Here is a 25,284-nt window from a genome sequence, read left to right on the forward strand (position 1 = left end):
TAGTTAAATGAGTTTTCTATTTTTTTTTCAAAATTACATATAAATACTATAGTATTTATATTATCCTTTGTTATATTAATCTACATTATTCTGGAAAGTTAATAATAGGTAACATAATTTCTTCAATATCATAACCTCTAGCTTGTGCTCCGTTAATAATCATAGCTATTTTTTCAATTAATAAATCTCTCTCCTTTTTAAGTTCAATAATTTCCTGTTTTAAAATTTCATTTTGTTCCTTTAAAGTTTTTCGTTTCTCACCTTTTTTAGTAATTCCTGCCTTTTCTAATTGTATTTGTTTCGCATTTTCAATCATTTTTGCCCTATGCTTTAAAGCTAAAGTTCCTCTACTAGATAAATTTAGTCTTCTTTGTAATGTTGATCTAGAAATAGGGGAGAGCTTGTGCCCCAATTCTATCATTTTTTGAAGTTCTAACTCTAATCTTTTATCAAGTTCTTTGCCTCTTAATTTTTTCATTACACTGAGCTGTTTTTCTTTTTATAATTTGGTTTTGTTATTTCTATACCTTCAGGAAAAATTTTCACAATATTATTATCGTTACTAGTAAGGGGTATTGCTATGGCTTTTTTAATATTTATTATTTTATTTTGTATATCATCAATCCATTTCTTATTTATCTCATCACTCTTTTCCTCTTTCATCTTTTTTAAGATCCTTATAGATATTTCTAGCTGCTCTTTTAACCTTTCCGTTTCTCCAGGTGTATTTGTTCTATGTAAATGAGAACAACCATTCCAACACTGTAAATATTTTTGGCAAGGAGACTGACTAAAATCATGGGTACATCCACCAAAAGGTGTCAAGTGAATAGCCAACCCATGAGTTTTTAAAAACGATTCAGCATTATTTATACCTTCTTTAGATTTTAAAAAATGATAAGTATCTGTCATTTCCCCTAAAATAGTTTTATTCCTTATACCTTGATGCAAAAAATTAATCTTGTCTGTAACCGAATTAAAACTTAAATACTCTTGATGCAATCTTGTTTTTTCTCTTATAGTTGTATGTTGATAAGCTTTGTTTTGAGATAAATTCTGTCTTCCCATAGCTAAAGCTTGTTGAACATTACTTAAACCGGCTAACTCATACAAAGTATTTCTCCAATGTCTAGGTTGATGACTAGTTAATCGTATTTTACTTCCGTCAGACTCTGTTAGGTTTCTTCTTTCAAATATTGATTCATAGTCATCCTTAACCCCTAATGCATTATTAATTTCCTTTGTCAAGATTCTATTAGGAAAAACCTTAAATATATTATTGGTCCTTTTAAACCTAAATGCTCCTTCAAATTTAATAATTAGCAAATCAGAAGTTTTCAATATTGTTTTATTTGTATTTCCTCTTCTTTGAACTAATTGATTATGATTTATCTTTTTTTTAAGTAACATTTCTTCTATATCACCAGCTCTATATATTCTTGAATAATGAACCAGTTTTTCATTTTTCTTTTCAGTTCTATATTCAAAATATGATTTATCAGTTTTCAAATAATTTATTCCATTTCGTTTTAGATACCCATGTAAGTAATTAATCTTTTTAAACCCCAAAAAGTTAATAAAATCATGAGATGATATTTTCTTTTCTTTTTCAAAACTCCAAATACGTCCTGTTTTTTCTTGAAATCTAGCAATTTTTCTTACTTCATATGTTAAATCTTTTAATCTAAAAACAGCTCTTCTAGTAAAATCAACATCTTGACTGGCTAACCAATGTATTCTATCTTGAAATTTTTTCTCAGCGTAGTACCTTAACCCATAATACTTAATTATTCTACCATTAGCATCTTTAATTGGTTTTCCATTCTCATCAAGCTTTTTCTTTTCAACCCAACAATCATAGGGAATAAAAGCTACCTCATTTACACGCATACCTGTTGCTATTAACAAATCAATTGCTCTCAGTAAAATCTCTTCATTTGGATTAATAGGAACATTAGTACATTCTGCATAAGCTTTTAAGGCCTCATAACTAGGAAGTTTATCTTCATTTCTATAATCAACGTCAGTCCTTGTTATTTCTTTCTTTGAATAGTAATTATTTACTGGTATTATATTATGAATAAAATTTATAGGATGGTCAGTTATTCTCCTACTATCAAGTATGTTTGAAATTACTTTTAAATTAGTAGCTGAATCATATAAGTTTTTGTATTTTATAGTTTTTAAATAGTTTATAACTTCCTCAAAATGCCATCTGGTTAACTTTTCTGGAGATTTTTCTCCTCTCATATGCATTATTACATATAATCTTTTAAACTCATTTAAATAAGCATTTAGAGAAGCATATTTTTGGTTTTTGGTTCTTTTTAAATAAGATATGCATGATTTTACGAAATCTATGTATGGATAGGGAAGAGGAGAACCATCTGTTTTTAGGTAATAATTTGGTAGTTCTTTACTGAATCTTTTTTGGGATTTAAAACTAAAGAGTTTATTAGTTCCTCTATGAAATAACCAATTTTCAATATTCCAAGTTATATCATCCCAAACAATATTTTCTACTTGGATTTTGAAAAGTTTTCTTTCTTCTTCAATAAAATTATCTAGTCCTCTCATTCTTTAAGTCTATTAAGTCTATAACTCTTTGAACTGCTGTTATTGTCTTTTCTAATTGTGTGACAGATCTATTATATTCTATATCATTTCCTTTCTCGGTAATATCAAGAAAATACTGAGCTTGCTTTTGAAGCTCTTCTTTAACATTTATATGTTGACTTTTGTTTTTAAATGGATGAAACTTAATACAAGAATAACACGAATAAATAGGGTTTTTAGGACATGTAGTATCTTCAGGTAAACCACATTTACCTATGCCTCCAATATATTGACTTCCCACCATGCCTTTTATCTTTTGCTTATTTGTAACTTCATTTTCATCTTTAAAGTCACCTGTAAGCATTTTCATAATCTTTTTGTATTTATTGTTTTTACCTAGTGCATTAGCTTTAATATCTGCTATTTTAGGGGTAGAAGCAATATAGGCTCTGGCTGGAACTGTAGAGTTATGCCCCAATATTTCTGCAATAATTTCTGCTGAAGCTCCTTGATCAGCCAAGGATTGAGCTAAATTGTGTCTTAAGTCTGTTGGGGTTCTATAAACGCCTATTTTTTCTAACTCTAGTTTGACTATTTTAGTAAAGTCTTTTGATGAAAGTCTATCCCCATCTTTATTGATAAACATAGGCATAGGCTTTTTTTTTGATTTACAAATTTTAATATATTTCAAAAATTTTTCACCTAGTTCTTTACTGATACTTCTTTTTCTTTTTTCAACATCATATGACTTAATTTTTTTACTCATTGGTAAATTCAGTGAATAATATCTAGTGTTTTTTCCTTCTGTAAAATTAAAATCAGTTTGGTTCAACAACCAAAATTGAGAAGGACGTGGAGCCAATTCATAAGACAATTGTAAAATAATATTATTTCTCAATTCAGTAAAGCTTAAATTATCATGGGGAATTAATTTTATAAAAGACCTTATTTTATCAATCTCTATCTCAGATATAAAATCTTGTTGAAGAAATATTTTTTCATATGGGGTCTTGTGATCAAGCTTTATTTCTCTTAGAGATTTAATTATACTAAGTTTAAAAAAAGAAATTCCCATTTTGAAACCCCATTCATAAAATTTTTTGAATGTTAATTGAATAGCATAATCTTTAATTGATATATAAGAACTCAAAATAATTTCTTCATTTTTTAACTCTTTAGCATCTTTTAATTTTATTTTTTTTAAAAATCTAAAATCATTTCCAACTACTGTAGAAATAGAGTTGTTTTTAAACCTGAAATCAATAAATAATTTCAAAATTATTTTAAGATCATGACTACATGAAAGTTTATTCCAGTTAATAGAATATGATGAACCCTTACATTTTACTTTCCAATGGCTACTATCAAATTCTATGATTTGAAAAATGTTATCATTCTCAATTTCAGAATATAATAATATCTTACTTGGTAAAGTTATTTTAAGGTAGTTCATGATATATTCTCCTTATATTGTTATCATTAGCTAATTTATTTAGGTAATTTCTTGCATAGAGGTTGGGCATTAATGAATTTGTAGTCCAGCCTCCAATGACTCTGAGTTCATCCTTTGCTCTATCCATTTCAATTCCTTTAATTTCTATCAAAAATTTTAATAATTGTTCAGAAAAATAATGTCTGAGAAGGTGAGGAGTTATCTTATCATTCAACTGTTTACTAATATTTACAAATAACTGATTAACAGAAGATTTAGACAAAGGATTTCCATTAAAACTATTCACAAAAAGATAATTGTGTGATTTAGTTTTTTCTCTATAATATTGTATGTAGTCGTCTATTGTTTTATATAGGTTTAGACTAATTCCTATTGTTCTTGTACTATTATGGTTCTTCAGGTTTGGACGATTAACCCTGTTGTCCAAAAAATTAGTATTATTATTTATTGATAAATAAACTATATTTTCTTCTCTGATAAAATCTGTTGTTTTAATCTTCAATAATTCACTAAGTCTTATACCTGTTTCTAAAAAAACACATACTATTATATAATTTCTAATATCGTTATTCTTACCACCATACCATTTTTCTAATAATATTGTGAGTTTTGAGTATGTATCCTTAGTAATACTTTTATAAGTTCTGTTACTTTTTACTTTAATTTTATTTTTTATAAAAATTCTTTTAATAAAATTAATTTCAGAGATACTATTTTGTTTAGTGTTTTCTATAAACCAAATCATAAAATACTCTAATCTGTGTAAATTCATATTATACTCAGATAATGAATATTGATTATTTAATAAATAAGAATAAGAGTAAATACAATAACTATCAATTAAACCGCTTAACTCATTTATATCCGTTGGATTGATAATTAGTATTTTTTCAAATATATCATCATAATATTTTTTACTGTATTCTAAGACTTTTTTTAATTCATATATATAGTTGTATTTTGTCTTATATGATTTACTTTTTAGACTTATTGTTAAATATTTAAGTGCTATATATACTAGAGAATTATTGTAAAATAAGATCGGCTCTTGCTGGTTATTTGAATATGTAATTCTTTTAATTTTAAACATTTATTATTAGCATTTTCTTTTAGGAAAATACTAATAATTTTATAAATAGGTTTTAAGAAGGAGAGATATGAACATAAATTACATTCAATCCCATTTAACATAATATTAATTATAGTACAATTTTAATGTTGGATTATCCAGTGGATGATTCAATATTAAAACAACATTTAACTATAAATTTGATGTTTTACTATGTAGCTATAATTCTATACTATGTAAAATAACCCAGAAACTGCTGTAATACTTTATAATATTCCGTACTCGGGTCATTAAAATTTAAAATACACGATTCTCACGCATTAAGATTTTATATTTATAAGGAAAACATTTGTAGCTATAATTTGCCATTATGTAAAATTGCCGCTACCAAACGCTCGATTGCTTTTATAAAATCAAATTGTTATCACAATTTATTTTACACACAATTATCCATCGCTTGCCAACGCCAAAAAAAGCAAATACTTTTAGCTTCGTATTTATAATTCGTCTGTAATTGAAATTCTCGTTGTAAAAAGTTTTCAGAAGCTTTTCGTTTAATATTTCGCAACAGTACAAAATTTTCCCTAGCTCAATTCCTTGCTTAAAAATTTCTGTACACTTGCTTTATTCTGTCTTCTATATGAATATTCTTTTAATTGCAACTTCTAATGTTATGTAAAATAGAAATTGATACTGTAGAACTTCTAAAGGTTTCTCTTATCTTTTTTTCTTGATAAAAAAAGAAACAAAAAATCAAGACTGCATAAAACTTTGGAAACAATTAACGGTTCGTTACGCTATATTTTAGGAAACATTGTAACTAACCAAGATTACTAAATAAAATGCCTTAAAATGCAGAAACGCCAAGAATATTAGTAACTAAACCCTTAAAATATGGTCGCTCCACTCTCCTATTGTTTTAACCAAAGTTTTATGAGGTCGAAGTTTTGATGTAGAACAAATCTTCATCTATTTCTTTTACAGATGGATGTTTAAGCACTTCATCAATTTCAAAATCCTTTCCACCAGCTCTTAAGACTACTTCTTTAATAAAATTTCTATCAATAGTATCAATATATTCTGCTAACATTTCAGCCTTTATAATGCTCAAATATGTTTCTATTTCTGTATTCATAATGTGACGTGTTTTCGTGATTATCAACTAATGTTCAAGTGACTTTAACTTATCGATTGCAGGTTGAAATTTGAAATCAAAATCAACCTTATTGAATTCTGCTTCCTTACACTTTGTGAAAAATTCTAAAAACTCCTCCTTAAATAAAGTTGGTTTAGCTAAATCATCTTCATTTAAATCATTTAACCAATTCTCAAAGACTTCAAAACTTCCGAAAATATTGTTTTTAATTCCATGAGAAACACCAACTAAATTATCTCCTTGACTACTTCCTCTAAATGGCATAGCTTCAATAAAATTCAACAAGAAATTATCTAAATCTTTTTTCATGAATTCAATTAGCAATTCTTGTACATCATCAAAATAATTAAAAGTTCTTACTCTTTGATGTTGCTCATTTAATTCTGTTTTAATTGTTTTACAATTGTGAAATAGAGCCCAAACTTTATTCGACAACTCATTTGAGGTGTTTAAATAATCTCTTAAATATTTGGTTAGAACATCTTTTATTTCGTTTTCTGATAGAATAAAATGTTCTTCATTAAAGTTGTCATCAATAACATGATTTAGAAAATCTGATTCAAACAAATATGGAGACGAAGAATTATTTAAAATGGATAAAATGAAATCTTTAAACTCTTGGATATTACCATCATAAAATTTGTCGGTTATTTTATTATCTCTGTTAGAAATAAAATTTTGTAAAGTAGTCTTATCATAACCTAAAAAATGAAATCCATAGTAAGAGCTGTTAACTTCTATGTTAGCAAAATAAAATATGGCTTTTACAATTTTCTCATAATCGTCTTTTGAGTTTATCTCATCAATATTTAATTCATAAAAACGATACTTTACTAAATCAAGGACTTTCTTCTTTTTCCATTCGTCCAATTTGCTTTTTATAGTTTCAAAATCAGAACTTAAAGCATTATTAAATTCAACTTCTGATAAATCTTCCGTTTTCAAATTATCTTTAAAATATTTATGATAATTTTTTTCGAAAACTATTGATAGATGGCTTCTCCTTTGATAATCATTTATTTCAAACAATTTATTCATTATTTTTCCGACCTTTAAAACATCTTCCTCATTATAGTTTAGCTGGTCAAGCATAAATTTACCAAGTATGGAATTCTTATATTCTTTGAATCTTATTCCAAAATTTGAATTATTATCGTTTTCATATCTATTTTTTAAATGATATCGAGAGCCACCATTGCCATAATATTGTCCTCTATTATTTAAAAATTTGTCTTTATGCAAAAACAATAAGATATAAATATCATAGAACTTAAATTTTAATAACTTAAGCAAAAAGAAATCTTCGAATATAACTTCATCCTTTATTTGTAAATAATCATTAACAAAAGAATTCAAAAACCTTTTAGCATCTCGCAAATGATTCAGAGGGATATCATTATGTTCTGTTCTAAAAATCAAAGAATTATCACCAAAATAAGACTCAATTTCTTCTTTTTTGTCTTCTACTTTTGAAATTAATGTTGACTTAATAAACTCTTTAATTTGAGATTGAGTAACAGGTATTAAATGTTCTTCTTTTAAGAATATTTTCTCTGAAAAACTTTGAGGGTTTGGGATATTTAAATGTTCTAAAGACTCATTAAGATATACTTTGTCAAAGGCAACAACATAAACAAAATTGTCAAAGCCAGCAGTATTTCTAATAAGTTTCAAAATTTCAAAAATTTCATTAGCCTGTAGTCTATCAAAATCATCTATGAAAATTATTACTCTCTTATCAATACTTTTTAAAAGAGAGTTTAAAGAATTAAAGTCGGAAGAGATGTTTTTTTTAAAAGCAAACCCTAACCCTAAAATCTCTTTTAAGCTATCAGCAATATTTGATTTACTAATATTCAATAATGAATTTGAATATTCTTTAATTTCACGATATACATCTTCACTATACGGTCTCAAAGATTGTTGGATAGTATCAAAAAAATCTTGGATAATTGGTTCAACACCTAAATTACGCCATGGATTAAAATCAATAACAATAAAATCGTTTTCCGAATTTTTAGTTTCGATTTCCTTTTTTAGTAAATTTAGAAAAGAGGTTTTTCCACTTCCCCATTCGCCTGTTATCCCAAATCCAATAGCTTCGTTTGTTTTTGATTGAAAAATTTCATCTGCTATACGTTTAGCTTTATAATTTCTATCAAGTGCATCTTCATTTTCTGAATCTATTGGAGAATCATCAAAAAGATGGTCATTGTTTTCTGTTGTTTTTTTCTTTTTATAAAAAACAGATAAAATTGAACTTAATGGGGAAATCAAAAAATAGAATGATAAAATATCGAGGTATTTTAAAGAGTCAAAAAAAGTAAATCCGAAAAAATTATAATTCTGATAAAATCTTATGAAAACATAAAAGCTAATAGCTATTGAACTAAATAGCCATTGGTGTCCAGAAACATAGCTTCTATTTACAAAGTTTAGGTATACTTTTCTAACAATAAATAATAAAGCAATTGCAAAGATTAAATCTATAACTAAATTAGGTTCTATCTTACTTAAGACAGGATTAATTATTGTATCATCATATAGCTTCTTTATAGGCTTATAAAACAGTATTAATAGTCCAGTAAAAAGAAAAGTGATTTTGTAATACTTGCTCATAAGCTTTTATATTTATGTTATTTACGTTATGACAATATTTATACCAATTGTATTTTTTTGATATGCATATAATAATCTGACAGAATAAAACTAAAAAACAGTAAACTTCTGACAAATAGGTATATATATTCATTTCACACATATTATGCTTCCCTCCTACGTCGACGCATAAAAAGTGTTCCATTAACTTTGTAAAAGAAGCTTTAGAAGAGAAAACTTTTAAAAGACAAATCAGCAAATGAAACTATTGCTTTTACCAAAGCAAAGTAACATAATGCTGACCATTATAATACACTTTTAATATTGGATTATCCAGTGGATGATTCAATATTAAAACAACATTTAGTTGTAGATTAGATTTATTGCGAAGCATTCGAGCTCTAAAATATTAAATAGAATCGTTGTATCAAGAACTATACAAATATCACATTAAAAATTATTTACGCTTTTAATTTTTTTTCTTTTTCCACAAAATGTACATTATAATAATGAAAACTGGTAAAACAATAAATACAATTACTTCAATGGGGTCTGAAAAATCCATAGGTTTATTGTCATCAGGGTTTTGTGTCCCTATAGGCAATTGCATAAATAATTTATAAATAGTAAGCATTCTTTTTCTTTTAACAGATTAAACTACTTAAAGTTAATGAATTAAATTTGCTCATACAATTTTCCGATCCTTTAGCTTCTCCTGCTATTATATAACTATATATACTACTTCCGTTAGTCAAACTATCTGGTCTGAATGCACCCATTAAATAAAATCATCATTTTACCCAAATGCATGTTATGTCAACAAACTTATTAAGTTATTTAAAAATAAATTTGTCACAAAACTGAGACATATGTATATTTATCACATAATTGAGACAATATGAATAATACTAAGACTAAAATTATAGATGCAGCAATTAAGGCGTTTAGTAAAGACCCAAACGCTTCAATGGAAGAAATTGCTGAATCAATTAATTTAAGTAGAAGAACGCTTCATAGATATTTTAACGGGAAATCAGAACTTATTGAAGAAATAATTGACTATGCAAGTAGTCTCTGTTTACAGAAAACTAAAGAATCAATTCAATCTTCTAACGACCCTATCCATCAACTCAAATCAATGTTTTTGAGCGATATTGAAAGCGGACATCAATTCCGTTTCTTGTATAACTATAGAAACGGTTTTCAAGGAATGGAAAAAGAATCTAAAGATTTTGCGGAGATGATGCTCTTATTTAGAGATTTATTAGAAGCGATTCAAAGCAATCATTTTTTTTATTCTCGGCTTACAATGGACTGGATAGAAAGCCTTTACTTTTCAACCATAGATGCTGCAATAAACCTCATTGTAGCGGATTACTCAAAAAAAGAATTGGTATCTGAAATGGCATTAACATCTTATTTGAATGCTGTTATAAGACAATCTAAACTAGGATGAAACGTAGAAAATTTATAAAACAAGGAGTGGTAACAACAACTGGATTATTAGTAACTCCAAGTTTAATAGTTGCAAACACACCACAAAGAATTACATCTAAAAAAACAACTATATGGTATATGAAATTATAATAATTGGCGGAGGTCCAGCAGGTATGAGTGCTGCTTTAGTTCTAGGCCGTAGCAGAATAAAAACACTGCTTTTGAACACCGAAAACCCAAGAAATTTGGTAACAATACATTCACATGGATTTTTAACCCAAGATGGAAAACATCCTAGCGAAATATTTAAAGTAGCTAAAGAACAACTAAACAAATACCCAAGTGTAACCTATCAAAAGGAAAAAGCAATTGATGTAAAACGTGATAACAATGGTTTTACAGTCAAGACCGAAAACAATACTTTTAAAGCAAAACGAGTTGTAATTGCAACAGGACATAAGGATAATATAGGTTCCATTGGAATTGAAGGGTTAATAGAAGTTTACGGAAAATCCGTTTACCCTTGTCCATTTTGTGATGGCTTTGAAATGGCAGATAAAAAATTAGCTGTATTTGGAGATGCTGTTATGGCTCCTATGTTTTCTAAAACAATTTCTCATTGGTCTAATGATGTTATTGTTTTTACAAATGGTGAAAAAGTCGAAGACAAAGAGTTGTTATCTAACCTTACTAAAAAAGGGATACAAATAGTTGATAAAAAAATAAAAAAATTGATATCAATTAAAGGACAGCTTACAGGTGTAGAACTTATTGATGATACTATAATTGAAAGAGAAGGTGGTTTTTTACCTGATACCAAATCTACAGAGAATACTGACTTCGCTAAAAAAATGAATATTTTAACTGAAACCGGACATTTTGGAATGGAGTTTTATAAAGTTGATGAGAATAAAGAAACAGAAATTAAAGGATTTTATATTATTGGTGATGCCAGAACAGGTTGGAGCGGTGTTGCTTCTTCGGTTGCTGAAGGTAGCGAAGTAGCAGCTGCTATCACACATCAAATAATAGAAGAAAACTGGAAATTATAATTAACTCATTTGTCAAGGTTATCAGAGTGAGTATGTTATATTTTTAAGGGGTGAAATTTGCAGTTGTTTTAATGATGAACTTTCGCCCATGAAGCTTGTGACCCATTGTCTATAATTTTCCTTACTGAAGAACTGTCTTTATTCATCATATAAATATCAAAAAAGTTATCCTTGTTGCTTGATGAAAAAATTATTTTTGAGCCATCAGGTGACCAAGATGGGTTCCAATCATCTACGTTATTAAATGTCAATCGTTTTTGATTGGAACCATCTATGTTCATCACATAGATTTCATAATTTCCATCTCTATTAGACATAAAAACAATTTTACTTCCATCTGGTGAGATCTCTGGATGCCAGTCTTCAGTTTCATTTGATGTCAACTGTGTAATATTCCCTCCATCGATATCTACTATACTTATCTCACTTTTTTTATTCTCAAATTCTGAATGAAAAAGGAGTCTACCATCTGATGTAAAATGAGGACCTCCCCCTCTTAATGATTCTATTTGATTTAATTGGCTACCGTCTGAATTCATAATCCAAATTTCTGTTTGCCAATTACCTTCCTTTTCTTTATATTCTCTTGAAAATACTATCTTACTTCCATCAGGTGACCAAGTAGGTGAACTGTCCCATTTATTTTCTGCATGAGTTAATCGCTGTCTATTCGAACCATCACTATTCATTGTATGAATAGACCATGTTTTATTCCCGTCATATTTAGCATAAAAAGCAATGCGTTTCCCATCAGGTGACCAGGCTGGGTATCCATCTGCTCCAACATGATTTATTATTTTGATTTTTGATTTACTTTCAATATTAGTTAAAAAAATGTCTCTGTTATCTAAATCTTTTGATGAATAAGCTATCTCATATGAAGTTAAGTCAATTTTCGGTTTAAGATTCTCAATAACTTTTGTACTAACCCAAAATATATCTACATTTTCATAGTCTTTGTCTTTTGATCCCATACTTCTATTAAAAAAAAAATATTTACCATCCGGTGTTACACAAGCAAGGGCTTCCCAAGCATCTGTATTAATCTTATCCCCCATATTAATAGGTTCACCCCATGAACCGTCTTGTTGTTTAAAGCATATATAAATATCAGAATTGCCATAACCTCCATCTCTTTTACCATCAAAAATAAGATACGATTCGTCTGGTGCGATAAAGGGATGAAAACTTTTCCCACTATTGATTTTGCTGTTAAGTAATTTTGGTTCTTCATACTTTCCATTCACGAACCGTGAATATCGAATATCACCTGTAAAGTCTGATTTGAACTCATCAAAAAAATAAGTACCTTTAGCTGAGGCAGTAAGACGCATAATTGGTAAGTCTTTAAAAGGATAATCGAGCTTTTTTATTTCTGACCATTTGCCATCTTTAGTGCGTTCTTTATAACGTTTGCTTAAATGCATCGTTTTACCATCGGGAGAAATAAAAGGTGTACCAACCCTAGACGATATAACTGAATCTTTCCATTGGTTATTTTCATATTGAATCACAACAATTTCTTGCTGCCCCTCCTTCTCTCCTTCTCTAATAAAATAGAATTCTTTTAAGTCTGGTGTAAAAACACCGCTAACTTCCCATCCGTCTGTAGTGACAATACCAGGAGCAAAAGGTTTAGGTATTAAACCAGGTGGTTTTTGGCCTAGATAAGGACTTTCTATCGTTTGTAAGTTAGTATCTTTTGAAGTTTTATTTTTAATATTACAAGCATTAAAAAATAGTATAAATACTAATATCTTAATAAAATATAATTTATTCATTATGTATTTTTTTGATGGTTATTAATTAGACTTATGCTTAGTTATTAACTAAACTTTCTTCCATAATTTCTTTTTTTAGTTGAATAAAATCTACCCAATAAGTATCTGTTAACCAATAAGTACTTCCATCTTCCCTCGTTTTTATTTCTCCTCTAGAAAAAAACAAATATTTTCCATCAGGAGAAACAGTTGCTCCTGTTTCACTCTTTTCCGTATTTATTTTTGAACCTAAACTATAAGACTTTGTCCAAATACCATTGTGATTGAAACTAATGTATAAATCACCATTTTCATATTTAGATGTTCTTTCAGCATCATAAATAATATAACTTTCGTCTGGAGCTATGTAAGGGTGGGCTATCCATTTACCTGGAGTATTTATATTATTACTCATTTTTTTTAATTTAGAATACTCACCTCCTTGATTGACTGAATAATAAATTCCCTCATCCTCTAGTTTTTCTTCTTTCTCCTTAGAATTAAAATATAAATTACCTTGTTCTGTGGAATTCACACACATAATCCATTCGTTATCAAAGAGTTTTTCTAATAAAAGAATTGGACTTCCCCATCCATTTTCATTTTTTTCAATATACCATTGATGTAGTCCTGATGATTTTACTGAATCATTAAGCGGTCTTGTACTTCCAAAATAAAGTCGATCTCCATTCGGGCTAAATCGAGGGTGCAGGTCTAAATATTTCTTATTAGTAGAGAAAAATGCTAATTGAGGTCTAGACCATTTACCTTTGATTAATTTCATTGTATAAATATTGTGACTTCCCTCCCGTTTTCTACGTTGGAAGAATAATTCGTTCATTTCCTTATTAAAAGTAATTGAACCTTCTATAAGGCTATCTATTGAAATAATTCCTGGAGCAAAAATTTCTGGAACTGAGCCTGGTGGCTTTTGACCAAAATATAATCCCTCAATGGTTTGATGGCTTGAAGTAATTTCAAGTTTTTCTTTAGCAAAGACCGTATTTAGCGACATAATAATTGCCAGTACTGAGAGTTTCGTTTTATTCATATTCTATAAATAGAGTTATTTGTATTTTTTTAACCATGTAGCACCTGTGGCATTGGGTATAAATCTTCTTACTGAAGAGCCATCATTATTCATAATATTGACATGCTTTCCATCAGCTTCGCTTGATTGAAAAATTATTTTACTTCCATCTGAGGACCAAGAAGGATTCCAATCTTCGTGGTTATTATTTGTTAATCGTTTCTGATTTGAACCATCAATATTCATCACATAAATTTCAAAATTTCCATCTCTATCTGACATAAAAGCTACTTGTTTGCCATTAGGTGAAATATCAGGATGCAATTCCTTTGCATCATTGTTGGTTAACCAAACTATATTGCTACCATCAAGATCTGCTATACATATTTCATACGATTTCTTTTTTGAGTGATAGAGCAGTTTACCATCTTGAGTAAAAACAGCTCCTCCACCTTCTAAATACTTTATTTGAGTTTGTTTGCTTCCATCAGAATTCATTAACCAAATTTCTTCTTGCCAAGCACCTTTTTCATTAGCATATTCTCTTGCAAAGGCAATTTTTTTGCCATTAGAAGACCATGCAGGTGAACTATCCCATTTGTCTTTTACGCGTGTTAACCGCTGCCTATTTGTACCATCAATATTTATGGTATGGATAGACCATGTATTTCCGTCATCATGATAAGCATACATCGCTACTTTTTTCCCATCTGGAGACCACGCTACATAACCATCTCTACCTTTACGATTTGTAAGTTTAAACTTTTCTTTTCCTTCAGAGTCAGTTAAATATATTTCCATATCACCTGACTCTTTTGACCCATAAGCAATTGTATATGATGATGATTTGTTTTCTTGACAGTAAACAATACTACCTAATATTAAAACCAAAAAAGTTACAGTCTTTACTAATTTAAAATTTTGAATTTTCATGTATTGTTCGTTAAGTATATTTAGTTAGAGGTTTTTGGAACCATCAATATGGCTTTGTTTCTTACAAAGAATGCTTTTTTATCTCACTTATGGTATCTAAATTATATGAACTGCTCTATAGTTTAATGAACAGCTCTAAGAAGACATCTTATAATGATTATCTTGCATCAATAATTCAATATAAATGAACTTAAGACCTTGGTATAGTTTACTTTTAATATGCTTGTTGTTTTTAGCGAACTCTTGCGCTCAAAAGCCTGTTTTCAAAAAACATAAAACAGTATTTAAAGTAGGAGATCAACAAGAATGGGCTACAAAAAATTGGAATGATCAGGATTGGAAGACACAAAAACCTTTGATGGAAGATGATCGGGTTTTCTGGTTTAGAACCCCTATTGATATTTTAAAAACTCCAGAATCATTACATCCTTATGGTATTCAGTTGCATGTTTATGGAGAATACGAAGTTTTTTGGGATGGAGTTTTGATTGGAAAAAATGGGAATCCAGGACAAGAAGTTGTTTTTGGCCCCGAAGGAAATCTGTGGACTACTCATAGCATACCGACGTATCTGACACAACAAGGAGAGCACTTGTTAGCTATTCGTGCAAGCCTTCATTATTTTAGAGATCATGCAGGTATATGGGAAATGAATATTGATTATTATGATAATATTTTAACTGACCGACTCGTAGAAACTTCTTATATGCACATTTTTGCAGGAGCATTTCTTATAGCATCGATATATTTTTTATTTCTCTTTTTAGGTGATAAAAAGGAATATACAACACTAATATTCAGTATTAGTTGTTTTCTTTTTTTTGCTTTAATACTAGCAGAATTTATGAAAACCTATGTACCTATCCATTACAGTATGCATGTTACGAGATTACGGGTTATAAGTATTCTTATGCTTAGTATTTCTTTTTTAATTCCGTTCTATTTTTCTATGCAGTTTCCATTCCCAAAACGAAAACTACTACTGATTATTTATAGTGTTATTCTATTATCTTTTTTCCTATCCAGATATGTCTATGAATTAACGGCTAATAATATGATTTTTAGTATGTGGCTGTTTTCGTTAGGGATAGTGACGTTTGGGGTTTATAAAAAGATGAAGGGTGCGCGCCTGGTAATGTTAACCTTTCTTTTATCATTGCCCATAGCCTTTATCGCTCCTTTTAACAAAAGTCTTTTTGCAGGTTTCAGTCTTATCCTTCTTGGAATGTTTTATTTACTTTCTCTCAGAATCAAAGAACAACGATTAGCTTATGAAAATTCTCTGGTGCAATCTACTCGTTTACGCTTGGAATTGCTCAAAAGGAACATTCAACCTCATTTTCTTATGAATACGCTAACCTCATTGATAGATTGGGTGGAAGAAGCTCCTGATAAAGGTGTTTTATTTATAGAAGCATTGGCTAAAGAATTTGATCTTTTTAATCAGATAGAAAATAAAACACTAATACCTATTAATCAAGAGATTGCACTTTGTCGTTCACTTCTTGAAATTATGGAATACCGAAAAGAGATTAACTATTCTTGGGAAGAAGAAGGCATCGATGTTGAGCAAAAAATACCGCCTGGGATTCTTCATACGCTATTGGAGAACGGAATTACACACAGTTTGCCTCTAGAAGATAACAGTATTCAGTTTAAACTCATTTTTGAATTGAACAATGATTATAAATGCTATAGATTTTTAACCTTTGCTGCTCCAGTGAGACAAAAAGCGAATACTAAAAAAGAAGGTACTGGGATAAAATATGTAAAAGCTCGACTTACAGAGAGCTATCAAGAGCAATGGGAATTTACTTCAGAACCCGTAAAACATGGTTGGAAAAGTACTATAAAAATATACTCCACATAACTTATAGAAATAAACAACTAAAAGCTCTATTACTTTCTTAAAAACTCATGTATAAAAAAAGATTTGTATTTTAGTGCTTTTAATAACTATTAATCAATCCACATACTTATGCCTTTTATAGAAGAAGAGAAGTTTAAGTTAATGCAAGAAGACTTAGACAATGCTAAATTAAAAAGAGAAGAAGCAGAAAGCGAATTAAGTAGCACACAAGAAGAATTAGTTGCACTAAAAAAGAGCTCAAAAACCCTGCCTATTTTTTTAGGGCTTCTATTAGGCCTTGCTTTAGGAGCTGCCTATTATTTTTATGCAAATGGAGGTAGTAGTGCTATTAATAATATAGATATAGAAGCTGTAAAAAAGAAAGAGGCTTACAGAGTGTTAGATAGTATAAGTAGAGCTCAAGCAAGAGCTGCTAGAAATGCTGATGAGTCTGAAAATAATGTTTCATCCAATTCTAACATAAATACTGAAGCAGTAGCTGATGAAATAGCAGAAAACACAAGTGGACAAACAATTTATTCTGTACAAATCGGAGTACTTTCAGAAAACAAATATCCATTATTATCTTCAGAAGTTATTCCTTCTACAGTCACTACTGATGATGGTTACTTTAAATACTCTTTAGGTTTGTATACTACTTTAGATGAAGCTAAAGATTTACAAAAAGAATTAATAAAAATTGGATTTAGTGATGCTTTCGTAGCTTCATACATAAATGGAAAACGCCAAAAAATACATAATTAAATAACAATTTAATGCTTAACATTATTTTTAAAAGAGCACTCATAGTAAGTTTACTAATGAGTGTTCATTTTTTTTACGCACAAACAAGTACGGTTCCTGAACAAAAAACACAACTAGGGTTTGGTCAAATTGATTTCTTATCAATTAAAATGCCTGAAGGAGAACAGAATATGGATTATACGGGTCTCCACTATAATCTAAAACTAAATGATTGGAGTTATGCAGGCGTTGGTTTGTATGGAGCTGTTGGAGGTATTAGAGGAGGTTTTTTTACATTGGGGGTTAACGCAGGAATTCAACAAAAAATAACCAATAAGCTTTTTGTAGATGCTGGAATTCACTTTGGAGGAGGTGGTGGTGCTTCAGCTCCTGACGGTGGTGGTGCTTTTATACTTCCCCACCTTAATTTGGGGTATGATTTCAAACATTTTTCTGCAACTGCAGGATATAGTTATGTTGATTTTTTTGATGGAGGTACTATTAACAGTAGCCAATTTAACGTAGCAGTACAAATCCCTTTATCTTTTAAGACAGCAGGATTTGAAGATAGAGAAAGTAGTTTCTCGACAGAAAAACTAAAAAACACCTCTTGGAACGCTTTAAGCAACAGAATATCATTATTTGTTCATTTAAATAATGCTAAAGTAACCAAAGGTTCCTATAAAGGAAACACAATACGTCTAGCAGGTTTTGAATTAAATTCTTACCTTACAGATAATTTCTTCTTTTTCGTTAAAGCAGATGGTGCTTATCATGGAATTAAGGCAGGTTATATGGATGTTTTCCTTGGTGGAGGTTATCATTTGTCGATGAATAAGAATCGTACAAATATTTTAGCTAAATTTGGAGTAGGTGCTGGAGGCGGTGGCGGAGTTGATACTAAAGGAGGTTTTTTAATCTATCCTGATATATCCTTAGAACAAAAATTATTTGATAATGTGTATGCATCAATCAATAAAGGATACTTGATGAGCCCTGATTCTCATTTTGTTTCTTCTACTTTTGGTTTTGGGTTGAAATATTATGTAGATAGGGATGGAATTTTATCAGATGAAAGAGAATTTTCTGAAGGAAAGTTCAAAGGGTTTGACGCAATTATTAAACAAGACTTGTATTTAAATGCAGCAAGAGATGGTGGTTTTGATCAAGATATGCATCAAATATCATTGCAATTAAATTTTTTCTTAAATAAGTATTTATATGCGGCAGGTCAAACTTCTTTTGCTAACTTTGGTAATGCAGGGGCATATGCAGAAGGAATTGTAGGTTTAGGAGTTCAAACAAACGACTTCTTTAACGGGAAAACCTCTCTTTTTGCACAAGTTTTAGGTGGTGCAGCTGGTGGAGGAGGTATTAGTACAGGACAAGGATTAATTGTTAAACCTAGTATTGGAGTTAATCAAAAACTTACTAATAACTTAAATTTAAGATTAGGAGCGGGTTATGTAAAAGCTAGAGGAGGAAATTTAAGTAGTGCTCAAATAAATTTGGGTATTTCGTATCGTTTTTCCTTCTTAAGTGTTAAAAAGTTTTAAAAATTTAACTTTTCGTTAAAGTTTGATGAATTATCTTCGCTTTCTGAAACAAAAAAATTAATACCCTTACTTTTTTTAAATGAAAAAAGTAAGTTACAATCTATATACAAACATGATAAAAAAGAGAATTATATCTCCACTTCAAAACTTTATAAAAACCGAAAGTGCTAGTGGTATTTTATTGTTGGCAGCTACTTTATTAGCCCTCATTTGGGCTAACTCTCCTTTTAGAGATAGTTATAATCATTTATGGGAGTATAAGATAGGTTTTAAGTCTGAACACTTTGAGTTATACAAACCATTAATACTTTGGATTAATGATGGGTTAATGGCAGTGTTCTTCTTTTTAATTGGTTTAGAGATTAAAAGAGAGTTCTTAATAGGTGAATTAAACTCTACTAAAAAACTAGCATTCCCTCTTTTTGGAGCGCTTGGTGGTATGTTATTTCCTATTTTATTCTTCTACCTTTTAAACAAGAACCCTGAAACAAGTCATGGATGGGGAGTTCCTATGGCTACAGATATAGCCTTTTCTTTAGCTGTTTTAAACACTTTAGGCAAAAGAATACCGCTGAGTTTAAAAGTATTTTTAACTGCTTTTGCTATTGTTGATGATATAGGAGCTGTTCTAGTAATTGCATTGTTTTATAGTACTAGTATTGATATTACATTGATATCTATCGCTATAGGTTTATTAGCTTTTCTTTATTTTATTGCTCATAAAGGTTTTTATTCTCACTACGTAACTTTTATGTTTGGAGCTGTAATTTGGGTTTTATTCTTAAAAGCAGGAATTCACCCAACTGTAGCAGGAATCTTAATGGCTTTTGCTGTACCTATCAGACAAAAAGTGCACACCCCTGAATTTATAGCTAATTTGTCACAAATAATGGATAATATCAAAAAAGCGAAGGTTGCACCTAAGCCAATATTATCAAAAGAGCAAGTGGCTGAAATAGATAACTTAGATCATTGGATTGAAGATTACCAATCTCCTCTTCAACTTTTAGAACACAAACTACATGATTTAGTTGCGTATGCAATTATCCCAATTTTTGCTTTAGCTAATGCAGGAGTTTTAATAGATGGTGATGCTAACTTAGACACATCCTTAATAATTAATATCGCTTTATGTTTAATTTTAGGAAACAGTATTGGAATTACTACAATTATTACCACAGTTAAAAAGCTTAAAATAATAGAGGTTCCTAAAGACATAAATGCTCAACACATTGTAGGCGTATCATTTTTAGCAGGAATTGGATTTACTATGGCTATATTTATTGCTAGTTTAGCATTTGCTAAAAGTCCTGAGTTCCTTGGATCAGCCAAAATAGGTGTTTTATTAGGCTCTCTTGTTTCAGCAATAATTGGATACCTAATATTGAGGTATAATAAAACTGATGAAATTGACAACGAAGAAGAATTAAGTGCTAGTTAATAGCGCTTAATTCTAACTTATATTACTCCAAATTCCACTTGTTTTTCTAAGCTTTTCATAAGCTTTCAGCAAGCTGGAATTTTTTATTTCTGACAAATTAGGATCTTCTTGAAGTATGTTTATAGCAGCTTTACGCGCTACATGTAATATTGGACTATCTTTAACAACATCTGCTATTTTAAGATTTAATACTCCACTTTGTTGTGTTCCCATAATATTTCCAGGGCCACGAAGTTTTAAATCCACTTCAGCAATTTTAAATCCATCTGTAGTTTCTACCATCGTTTGTAATCGAGTTTTCCCATCAGAAGACAATTTATAGCTCGATAATAAAATACAGTAACTTTGTTCAGCTCCACGTCCTACTCTACCTCGCAATTGATGCAACTGACTTAATCCAAAACGTTCAGCACTTTCTATAACCATTACAGAGGCATTTGGTACATTTACTCCTACCTCAATAACCGTAGTAGCTACCATAATTTGAGTATCTCCTTTGGCAAAACGTTCCATTTCATAGTCTTTATCAGCAGGTTTCATTTGACCATGAACAATACTAATTTGATATTTAGGAGAAGGAAATTCTCTAGAAATACTTTCATATCCATCCATTAAGTCTTTGTAATCCATCGCTTCAGATTCTTGGATTAAAGGATATACCACATAAGCTTGTCTCCCTTTAGCAATTTCATCTTTCAAGAACTTAAAAACACCCAAACGATTACTATCATAACGGTGTACAGTTTTAATTTCTTTACGTCCAGGAGGCAATTCATCAATTACGGAAATATCTAAATCACCATACACAGACATAGCCAATGTTCTTGGTATAGGTGTCGCAGTCATCACCAAAATATGAGGAGGAATAGCTCTTCCATCAGATGAACTTTTTTCCCACAACTTTCTTCTCTGTGCTACTCCAAAACGATGTTGCTCATCAATAATAGCAATCCCTAGATTTTCAAACTGTACTTTTTCTTCTAAAATAGCGTGAGTGCCAATCAAAATATGCAAAGAACCATCTAGTAAGCTTTCATGAATTTCTCTACGTTTTTTTGTTTTGGTAGATCCTGTTAATAATTCAACTTTAATATCGGTTTTCTCTAATAATTCTATTATCCCATTATAGTGCTGTGTTGCAAGTATCTCTGTCGGTGCCATTATTGTGGCTTGGTAGCCATTATCAATGGCTAACAACATAGTTAATAATGCTACAATCGTTTTCCCAGAACCTACATCACCTTGTAATAATCGATTCATATGTGCTCCAGAGCCTACATCTTTACGAATTTCTTTCAATACTCGTTTTTGAGCTCCCGTTAAGTCAAAAGGTAAATGATTGTTGTAAAAATCGGTAAACTCCTCTCCTACCTGTTCAAAAACAAATCCTTTTAGTTTTGATTTTCGTATGAGTTTTTTCTGTAGTAATTGTAACTGAATAAAGAATAATTCTTCAAACTTCAATCGATATTGCGCTTTGGCTAATAATTCTTGATTCTTAGGAAAGTGAATATTTAATAACGATTCTTTTTTACCTAAGAATTGATGTTCTTCAATAAAATAAGCCGGAAAAGTTTCTTCTATTTCATTATACGCTTGTTGAAACAAGTTTTGAATCATCGTACGCATAACCTTGTTACTTATTCCTTTCGTACTTAATTTTTCAGTAGAAGGATATACCGGTTGCATAGCCATTTGTAGCTTACTTTTGTATTCTTTTACTGTCTCCATTTCTGGGTGTGGCATATTAGGAATACCATTATACCAATTTAACTTCCCATAAATAACGTACGGAACGTTTACTTTTAAACTATCTTTAATCCATTTTACACCTTTAAACCAAACTAACTCCATAGTACCTGTAGCATCTGAAAAAGTAGCCACTAACCTACTTCCTCTTTTTTGCTTTACGGTTTTTACGCCCGTAATCTTACCTACTATTTGTACTTCAGCAGAGTTTTGTTGCAACTGATTAATCGTATAAAACTGTGTTTTATCAATATACCTAAACGGAAAAAGATGCAACAGGTCATTACAAGTCTTAATACCTAACTCGGTAAATAGTAACTCTGCTCTGGCAACACTAATTCCTTTTATATATGTTACGGGGTGGTTTAAATTCATTAAGAACGAAAATACAAAAAGCCATTAAAATCAACTATCTTTGCACTCTTAAATTCATCAAATGAGATTACATAGAAATTTAGTTTTCGCGGTTATTGATAGCTTACGCGATATTTTTAATGAAGATGTGTATGCAGACAAAGCTGTTGAAAAAGCTTTAAAGAGAGATAAACGCTGGGGAGCACGTGATAGAAAGTTTGTTGCTGAAACTATTTATGATGTGGTTCGTTGGAAACGATTATATGCAGAAATAGCAAATGTAAAAGCACCGTATTCTCGTCCTGATTTATGGCGATTATTTGCTGTTTGGTGTGTACTAAAAGGAATTCAGTTACCTGATTGGAATCAAATTGAACCTACCCCTACTAGAAGAATTAAAGGTAAGTTTGATGAGCTATTAAAAACAAGAAAATTTAGAGAGTCTATTCCTGACTGGATTGATGAAGTAGGTGTACAAGAATTAGGTGAAGAGGTTTGGACCAAAGAAATAGCTGCTTTAAACAAACAAGCAGAAGTTATCTTACGTACAAATACTTTAAATACAACCAAAGCTCATTTACAAAAACAGTTAGCTTCTGAAGGAATTGACACTGAATTTATCAAAGGATATGATGATGCTTTAAAATTAGTAGAAAGGGCGAATGTTTTTAAAACAGAAGCCTTTAAAAAAGGTTTTTTTGAAGTTCAAGATGCTTCGTCACAATTAGTAGCTGCTTATTTAGATGTAGAACCAGGCATGAAGGTAGTAGACACTTGTGCTGGTGCTGGTGGAAAGACATTACACTTGGCTTCTTTAATGAAAAATAAAGGACAAGTTATAGCAATGGATATTTACGAGAGTAAATTGAAAAAGCTAAAAGTACGTGCTAGAAGAAACGGGGTTCACAATATTGATACTCGTGTAATTGATTCAACCAAAGTAATTAAAAAATTACAAGGAAAAGCTGATAGGGTATTGATTGATGCTCCATGTTCTGGTTTGGGAGTAATTAGAAGAAACCCTGATAGTAAGTGGAAATTACAACCTGAGTTTTTAGATAAAATTCGTGGTACACAACAAGAAGTATTACAACAATACTCTAAAATGGTAAAGCCAGGTGGGAAAATGGTATATGCCACTTGCTCAGTATTACCTTCAGAAAATCAACAACAAGTTGAGTTCTTTTTAGCTTCTGATGCAGGAAAAGATTTTAAATTTGTAAAAGACGAAAAAGTACTATCGCATAAATCTGGTTACGACGGATTTTATATGGCCTTACTAGAAAGAAAGTAAGCTGTAAAAATAAAATATATTAAAAAAGGCTCGGGATAATATCTCGAGCCTTTCCTTTCAATCAACTATTAAAAACTAACTAATCACTAAACATTACTTGTTAAGTAATTATATGTTTATATGACGACTATTTTCTTGTGTCGTTACACTAATTACTAGTCTTTAACATTATTTTATGAAAGCCTACTATTTACAAGCTAATCACTTTCTTTTTTACTTGTACACTACCCTTTGATTTACAGTCTGTTTTGGATTTTGAGTTATTTATAACTACATTTAACAGTAACTAACTAAAAAACTATATTTTATGACAGATTCAAACAAACCCACCACACTTTTTTGGATTATTGGTATTGCAGCCTTAGTTTGGAATGGACTAGGTGTTATGTCTTATATTGGTCAAGCTTACATGACAGATGAAGTCAGAGCTGCTTTACCTGAAGCAGAAAGAGCTTTATATGAAAATGTTCCTACTTGGGTTACCGCTGCTTTTGCTATAGCCGTTTTTGGAGGATTACTTGGTAGTGCTTTTTTATTAATGAGAAAAAAGTTAGCAAGACCAATGTTTTTACTTTCGCTAATTGCTATCGTAGTTCAAATGTCATATAACTTGTTTATGAGTAGAGCAGCTGAAGTATACGGACCTGGAAGCATTATAATGCCTATAATGGTAATTGTTATAGGTGTGTTTTTGTTGATGTATACTAAAAAGACAATAGCGAAAGGCTGGTTATCATAGTACTAAGATAATACAACAATTTAAAAGCTGTCTTGAAAAAGGCAGCTTTATTTTATTCAAATAGAACAAAAATAAATTCGGCAACACAGGCTGGTTTTTCTTGTCCCTTTATTTCTATCGTACAATCAAAAGTTAACTTTTTACCGTTTTGAAAGTCTTCTATTAGCTTAACAGAACTAATTAAACGTAATTCACTATTTACAGGCACAGGATTAGGAAAACGAACTTTATTCAATCCGTAATTTAACCCCATAGTTACACTTTTTACTTCAAATTGTTTAGATATTAGTTCTGACAGCATAGAAACAGACATGAATCCGTGTGCAATTGTTGTTTTTGTTGGAGAATATTTAGCCGCTTTTGCTGTGTCAATATGAATCCACTGTTTATCTAATGTAGCATTGGCAAAATCATTAATCATTTGTTGAGTTACAGTATACCACTCTCCTACCGGTAACTGTTTTCCTTCTATATTAGAAAGTTCATTTAAATTTTCAAAAACTAATTTTTTCAT

General features: G+C 30.1%; 21 protein-coding genes. 9 read left to right on the forward strand and 12 right to left on the reverse strand.

The annotated features are described in order from the left end of the window. Positions 1–85 precede the first annotated feature (85 nt). The 7 genes from D6T69_RS09865 to D6T69_RS09895 form a co-directional block, all read right to left on the reverse strand. Positions 86–478: a hypothetical protein gene (locus D6T69_RS09865; protein ID WP_125067572.1), complete on the reverse strand. Its 393-nt coding sequence runs from the start codon at positions 476–478 to the stop codon at positions 86–88. Next, positions 478–2,577 (reverse strand): hypothetical protein, encoded by a 2,100-nt coding sequence (locus tag D6T69_RS09870; RefSeq protein WP_125067573.1) that lies wholly within the window; start codon positions 2,575–2,577, stop codon positions 478–480. Before D6T69_RS09870 ends, D6T69_RS09865 begins: the two co-directional genes overlap by 1 nt. Next, positions 2,561–4,009, reverse strand: a complete 1,449-nt coding sequence (locus D6T69_RS09875; protein WP_125067574.1) for a tyrosine-type recombinase/integrase — start codon at positions 4,007–4,009, stop codon at positions 2,561–2,563. Before D6T69_RS09875 ends, D6T69_RS09870 begins: the two co-directional genes overlap by 17 nt. Next, positions 3,996–5,099, reverse strand: a complete 1,104-nt coding sequence (locus D6T69_RS09880) for a tyrosine-type recombinase/integrase (RefSeq protein WP_125067575.1) — start codon at positions 5,097–5,099, stop codon at positions 3,996–3,998. Before D6T69_RS09880 ends, D6T69_RS09875 begins: the two co-directional genes overlap by 14 nt. A 910-nt stretch (positions 5,100–6,009) precedes the next feature. Next, positions 6,010–6,213, reverse strand: a complete 204-nt coding sequence (locus D6T69_RS09885; protein ID WP_125067576.1) for a hypothetical protein — start codon at positions 6,211–6,213, stop codon at positions 6,010–6,012. Between the two features lie 27 nt (positions 6,214–6,240). Further along, positions 6,241–8,853, reverse strand: coding sequence for a KAP family P-loop NTPase fold protein (locus D6T69_RS09890; RefSeq protein WP_125067577.1), 2,613 nt, complete (start codon positions 8,851–8,853; stop codon positions 6,241–6,243). A 448-nt stretch (positions 8,854–9,301) separates the two neighbouring features. Next, complete coding sequence (locus D6T69_RS09895; protein ID WP_125067578.1) at positions 9,302–9,466, reverse strand: adenylosuccinate synthetase; 165 nt, start codon at positions 9,464–9,466, stop codon at positions 9,302–9,304. Positions 9,467–9,730: 264 nt separating this feature from the next. Between D6T69_RS09895 and D6T69_RS09900 the strand changes: the two genes are divergently transcribed. Genes D6T69_RS09900 through D6T69_RS09905 form a run of 3 tightly spaced genes read left to right on the forward strand, consistent with a single transcriptional unit; the run spans position 9,731 to position 11,321 of the window. Then, complete coding sequence (locus D6T69_RS09900; RefSeq protein WP_125067579.1) at positions 9,731–10,288, forward strand: TetR/AcrR family transcriptional regulator; 558 nt, start codon at positions 9,731–9,733, stop codon at positions 10,286–10,288. After that, a complete protein-coding gene (locus D6T69_RS16185; protein WP_262706658.1) occupies positions 10,285–10,419 on the forward strand; it encodes a hypothetical protein in 135 nt (44 codons plus the stop codon). Before D6T69_RS09900 ends, D6T69_RS16185 begins: the two co-directional genes overlap by 4 nt. Beyond that, the gene (locus D6T69_RS09905; RefSeq protein WP_125067580.1) at positions 10,401–11,321 is read left to right on the forward strand and encodes an NAD(P)/FAD-dependent oxidoreductase; all 921 of its coding nucleotides are present in this window, start codon (positions 10,401–10,403) and stop codon (positions 11,319–11,321) included. The genes D6T69_RS16185 and D6T69_RS09905 overlap by 19 nt, the downstream gene beginning before the upstream one ends. 68 nt (positions 11,322–11,389) lie before the next feature. On the opposite strand, the gene D6T69_RS09910 is transcribed toward D6T69_RS09905, so the two are convergent. From D6T69_RS09910 to D6T69_RS09920, 3 genes are read right to left on the reverse strand one after another with little or no spacing between them, the layout of a single operon-like run. Next, positions 11,390–13,102, reverse strand: a complete 1,713-nt coding sequence (locus D6T69_RS09910; RefSeq protein WP_125067581.1) for a DUF5050 domain-containing protein — start codon at positions 13,100–13,102, stop codon at positions 11,390–11,392. A 37-nt stretch (positions 13,103–13,139) separates the two neighbouring features. Next, the gene (locus D6T69_RS09915) at positions 13,140–14,132 is read right to left on the reverse strand and encodes a TolB family protein (RefSeq protein WP_125067582.1); all 993 of its coding nucleotides are present in this window, start codon (positions 14,130–14,132) and stop codon (positions 13,140–13,142) included. A 15-nt stretch (positions 14,133–14,147) separates the two neighbouring features. After that, positions 14,148–15,044, reverse strand: coding sequence for a TolB family protein (locus tag D6T69_RS09920; RefSeq protein ID WP_125067583.1), 897 nt, complete (start codon positions 15,042–15,044; stop codon positions 14,148–14,150). Between the two features lie 184 nt (positions 15,045–15,228). On the opposite strand from D6T69_RS09920, the gene D6T69_RS09925 reads away from it, so the two are divergent. From D6T69_RS09925 to nhaA, 4 genes are all read left to right on the forward strand, one after another. After that, positions 15,229–16,914 (forward strand): histidine kinase, encoded by a 1,686-nt coding sequence (locus tag D6T69_RS09925; protein ID WP_125067584.1) that lies wholly within the window; start codon positions 15,229–15,231, stop codon positions 16,912–16,914. Between the two features lie 108 nt (positions 16,915–17,022). Next, the gene (locus tag D6T69_RS09930; protein ID WP_125067585.1) at positions 17,023–17,658 is read left to right on the forward strand and encodes an SPOR domain-containing protein; all 636 of its coding nucleotides are present in this window, start codon (positions 17,023–17,025) and stop codon (positions 17,656–17,658) included. 11 nt (positions 17,659–17,669) lie between these two features. Continuing rightward, positions 17,670–19,193, forward strand: a complete 1,524-nt coding sequence (locus D6T69_RS09935; protein WP_125067586.1) for a hypothetical protein — start codon at positions 17,670–17,672, stop codon at positions 19,191–19,193. A gap of 79 nt (positions 19,194–19,272) precedes the next feature. Beyond that, positions 19,273–20,634, forward strand: a complete 1,362-nt coding sequence (gene nhaA, locus D6T69_RS09940) for a Na+/H+ antiporter NhaA (RefSeq protein WP_240628296.1) — start codon at positions 19,273–19,275, stop codon at positions 20,632–20,634. 12 nt (positions 20,635–20,646) lie between these two features. Here nhaA and recG read toward each other — a convergent pair whose 3' ends face one another. Then, positions 20,647–22,758, reverse strand: a complete 2,112-nt coding sequence (gene recG, locus D6T69_RS09945) for an ATP-dependent DNA helicase RecG (protein ID WP_125067587.1) — start codon at positions 22,756–22,758, stop codon at positions 20,647–20,649. A 61-nt stretch (positions 22,759–22,819) separates the two neighbouring features. On the opposite strand from recG, the gene D6T69_RS09950 reads away from it, so the two are divergent. Further along, positions 22,820–24,031: an RsmB/NOP family class I SAM-dependent RNA methyltransferase gene (locus D6T69_RS09950; protein ID WP_125067588.1), complete on the forward strand. Its 1,212-nt coding sequence runs from the start codon at positions 22,820–22,822 to the stop codon at positions 24,029–24,031. Between the two features lie 307 nt (positions 24,032–24,338). Continuing rightward, positions 24,339–24,770 (forward strand): hypothetical protein, encoded by a 432-nt coding sequence (locus D6T69_RS09955; RefSeq protein ID WP_125067589.1) that lies wholly within the window; start codon positions 24,339–24,341, stop codon positions 24,768–24,770. A gap of 52 nt (positions 24,771–24,822) precedes the next feature. On the opposite strand, the gene D6T69_RS09960 is transcribed toward D6T69_RS09955, so the two are convergent. Then, positions 24,823–25,284 carry a MaoC family dehydratase gene (locus D6T69_RS09960; RefSeq protein ID WP_125067590.1) on the reverse strand — a complete coding sequence of 154 codons (462 nt, stop codon included), beginning with the start codon at positions 25,282–25,284 and terminating at the stop codon, positions 24,823–24,825.

Source organism: Tenacibaculum singaporense (assembly GCF_003867015.1).
In the GTDB taxonomy this organism is placed as follows: Bacteria; Bacteroidota; Bacteroidia; order Flavobacteriales; family Flavobacteriaceae; genus Polaribacter; species Polaribacter singaporensis.

Excerpts from the sequence above, each read along its gene's own strand:
- D6T69_RS09865 (WP_125067572.1), bottom strand. The coding sequence starts at position 478 with ATGAAAAAATTAAGAGGCAAAGAACTTGATAAAAGATTAGAGTTAGAA.
- D6T69_RS09870 (WP_125067573.1), bottom strand. The coding sequence starts at position 2,577 with ATGAGAGGACTAGATAATTTTATTGAAGAAGAAAGAAAACTTTTCAAA.
- D6T69_RS09875 (WP_125067574.1), bottom strand. The coding sequence starts at position 4,009 with ATGAACTACCTTAAAATAACTTTACCAAGTAAGATATTATTATATTCT.
- D6T69_RS09880 (WP_125067575.1), bottom strand. The coding sequence starts at position 5,099 with ATGTTTAAAATTAAAAGAATTACATATTCAAATAACCAGCAAGAGCCG.
- D6T69_RS09885 (WP_125067576.1), bottom strand. The coding sequence starts at position 6,213 with ATGAATACAGAAATAGAAACATATTTGAGCATTATAAAGGCTGAAATG.
- D6T69_RS09890 (WP_125067577.1), bottom strand. The coding sequence starts at position 8,853 with ATGAGCAAGTATTACAAAATCACTTTTCTTTTTACTGGACTATTAATA.
- D6T69_RS09895 (WP_125067578.1), bottom strand. The coding sequence starts at position 9,466 with ATGCTTACTATTTATAAATTATTTATGCAATTGCCTATAGGGACACAA.
- D6T69_RS09900 (WP_125067579.1), top strand. The coding sequence starts at position 9,731 with ATGAATAATACTAAGACTAAAATTATAGATGCAGCAATTAAGGCGTTT.
- D6T69_RS16185 (WP_262706658.1), top strand. The coding sequence starts at position 10,285 with ATGAAACGTAGAAAATTTATAAAACAAGGAGTGGTAACAACAACTGGA.
- D6T69_RS09905 (WP_125067580.1), top strand. The coding sequence starts at position 10,401 with ATGGTATATGAAATTATAATAATTGGCGGAGGTCCAGCAGGTATGAGT.
- D6T69_RS09910 (WP_125067581.1), bottom strand. The coding sequence starts at position 13,102 with ATGAATAAATTATATTTTATTAAGATATTAGTATTTATACTATTTTTT.
- D6T69_RS09915 (WP_125067582.1), bottom strand. The coding sequence starts at position 14,132 with ATGAATAAAACGAAACTCTCAGTACTGGCAATTATTATGTCGCTAAAT.
- D6T69_RS09920 (WP_125067583.1), bottom strand. The coding sequence starts at position 15,044 with ATGAAAATTCAAAATTTTAAATTAGTAAAGACTGTAACTTTTTTGGTT.
- D6T69_RS09925 (WP_125067584.1), top strand. The coding sequence starts at position 15,229 with ATGAACTTAAGACCTTGGTATAGTTTACTTTTAATATGCTTGTTGTTT.
- D6T69_RS09930 (WP_125067585.1), top strand. The coding sequence starts at position 17,023 with ATGCCTTTTATAGAAGAAGAGAAGTTTAAGTTAATGCAAGAAGACTTA.
- D6T69_RS09935 (WP_125067586.1), top strand. The coding sequence starts at position 17,670 with ATGCTTAACATTATTTTTAAAAGAGCACTCATAGTAAGTTTACTAATG.
- nhaA (WP_240628296.1), top strand. The coding sequence starts at position 19,273 with ATGAAAAAAGTAAGTTACAATCTATATACAAACATGATAAAAAAGAGA.
- recG (WP_125067587.1), bottom strand. The coding sequence starts at position 22,758 with ATGAATTTAAACCACCCCGTAACATATATAAAAGGAATTAGTGTTGCC.
- D6T69_RS09950 (WP_125067588.1), top strand. The coding sequence starts at position 22,820 with ATGAGATTACATAGAAATTTAGTTTTCGCGGTTATTGATAGCTTACGC.
- D6T69_RS09955 (WP_125067589.1), top strand. The coding sequence starts at position 24,339 with ATGACAGATTCAAACAAACCCACCACACTTTTTTGGATTATTGGTATT.
- D6T69_RS09960 (WP_125067590.1), bottom strand. The coding sequence starts at position 25,284 with ATGAAAAAATTAGTTTTTGAAAATTTAAATGAACTTTCTAATATAGAA.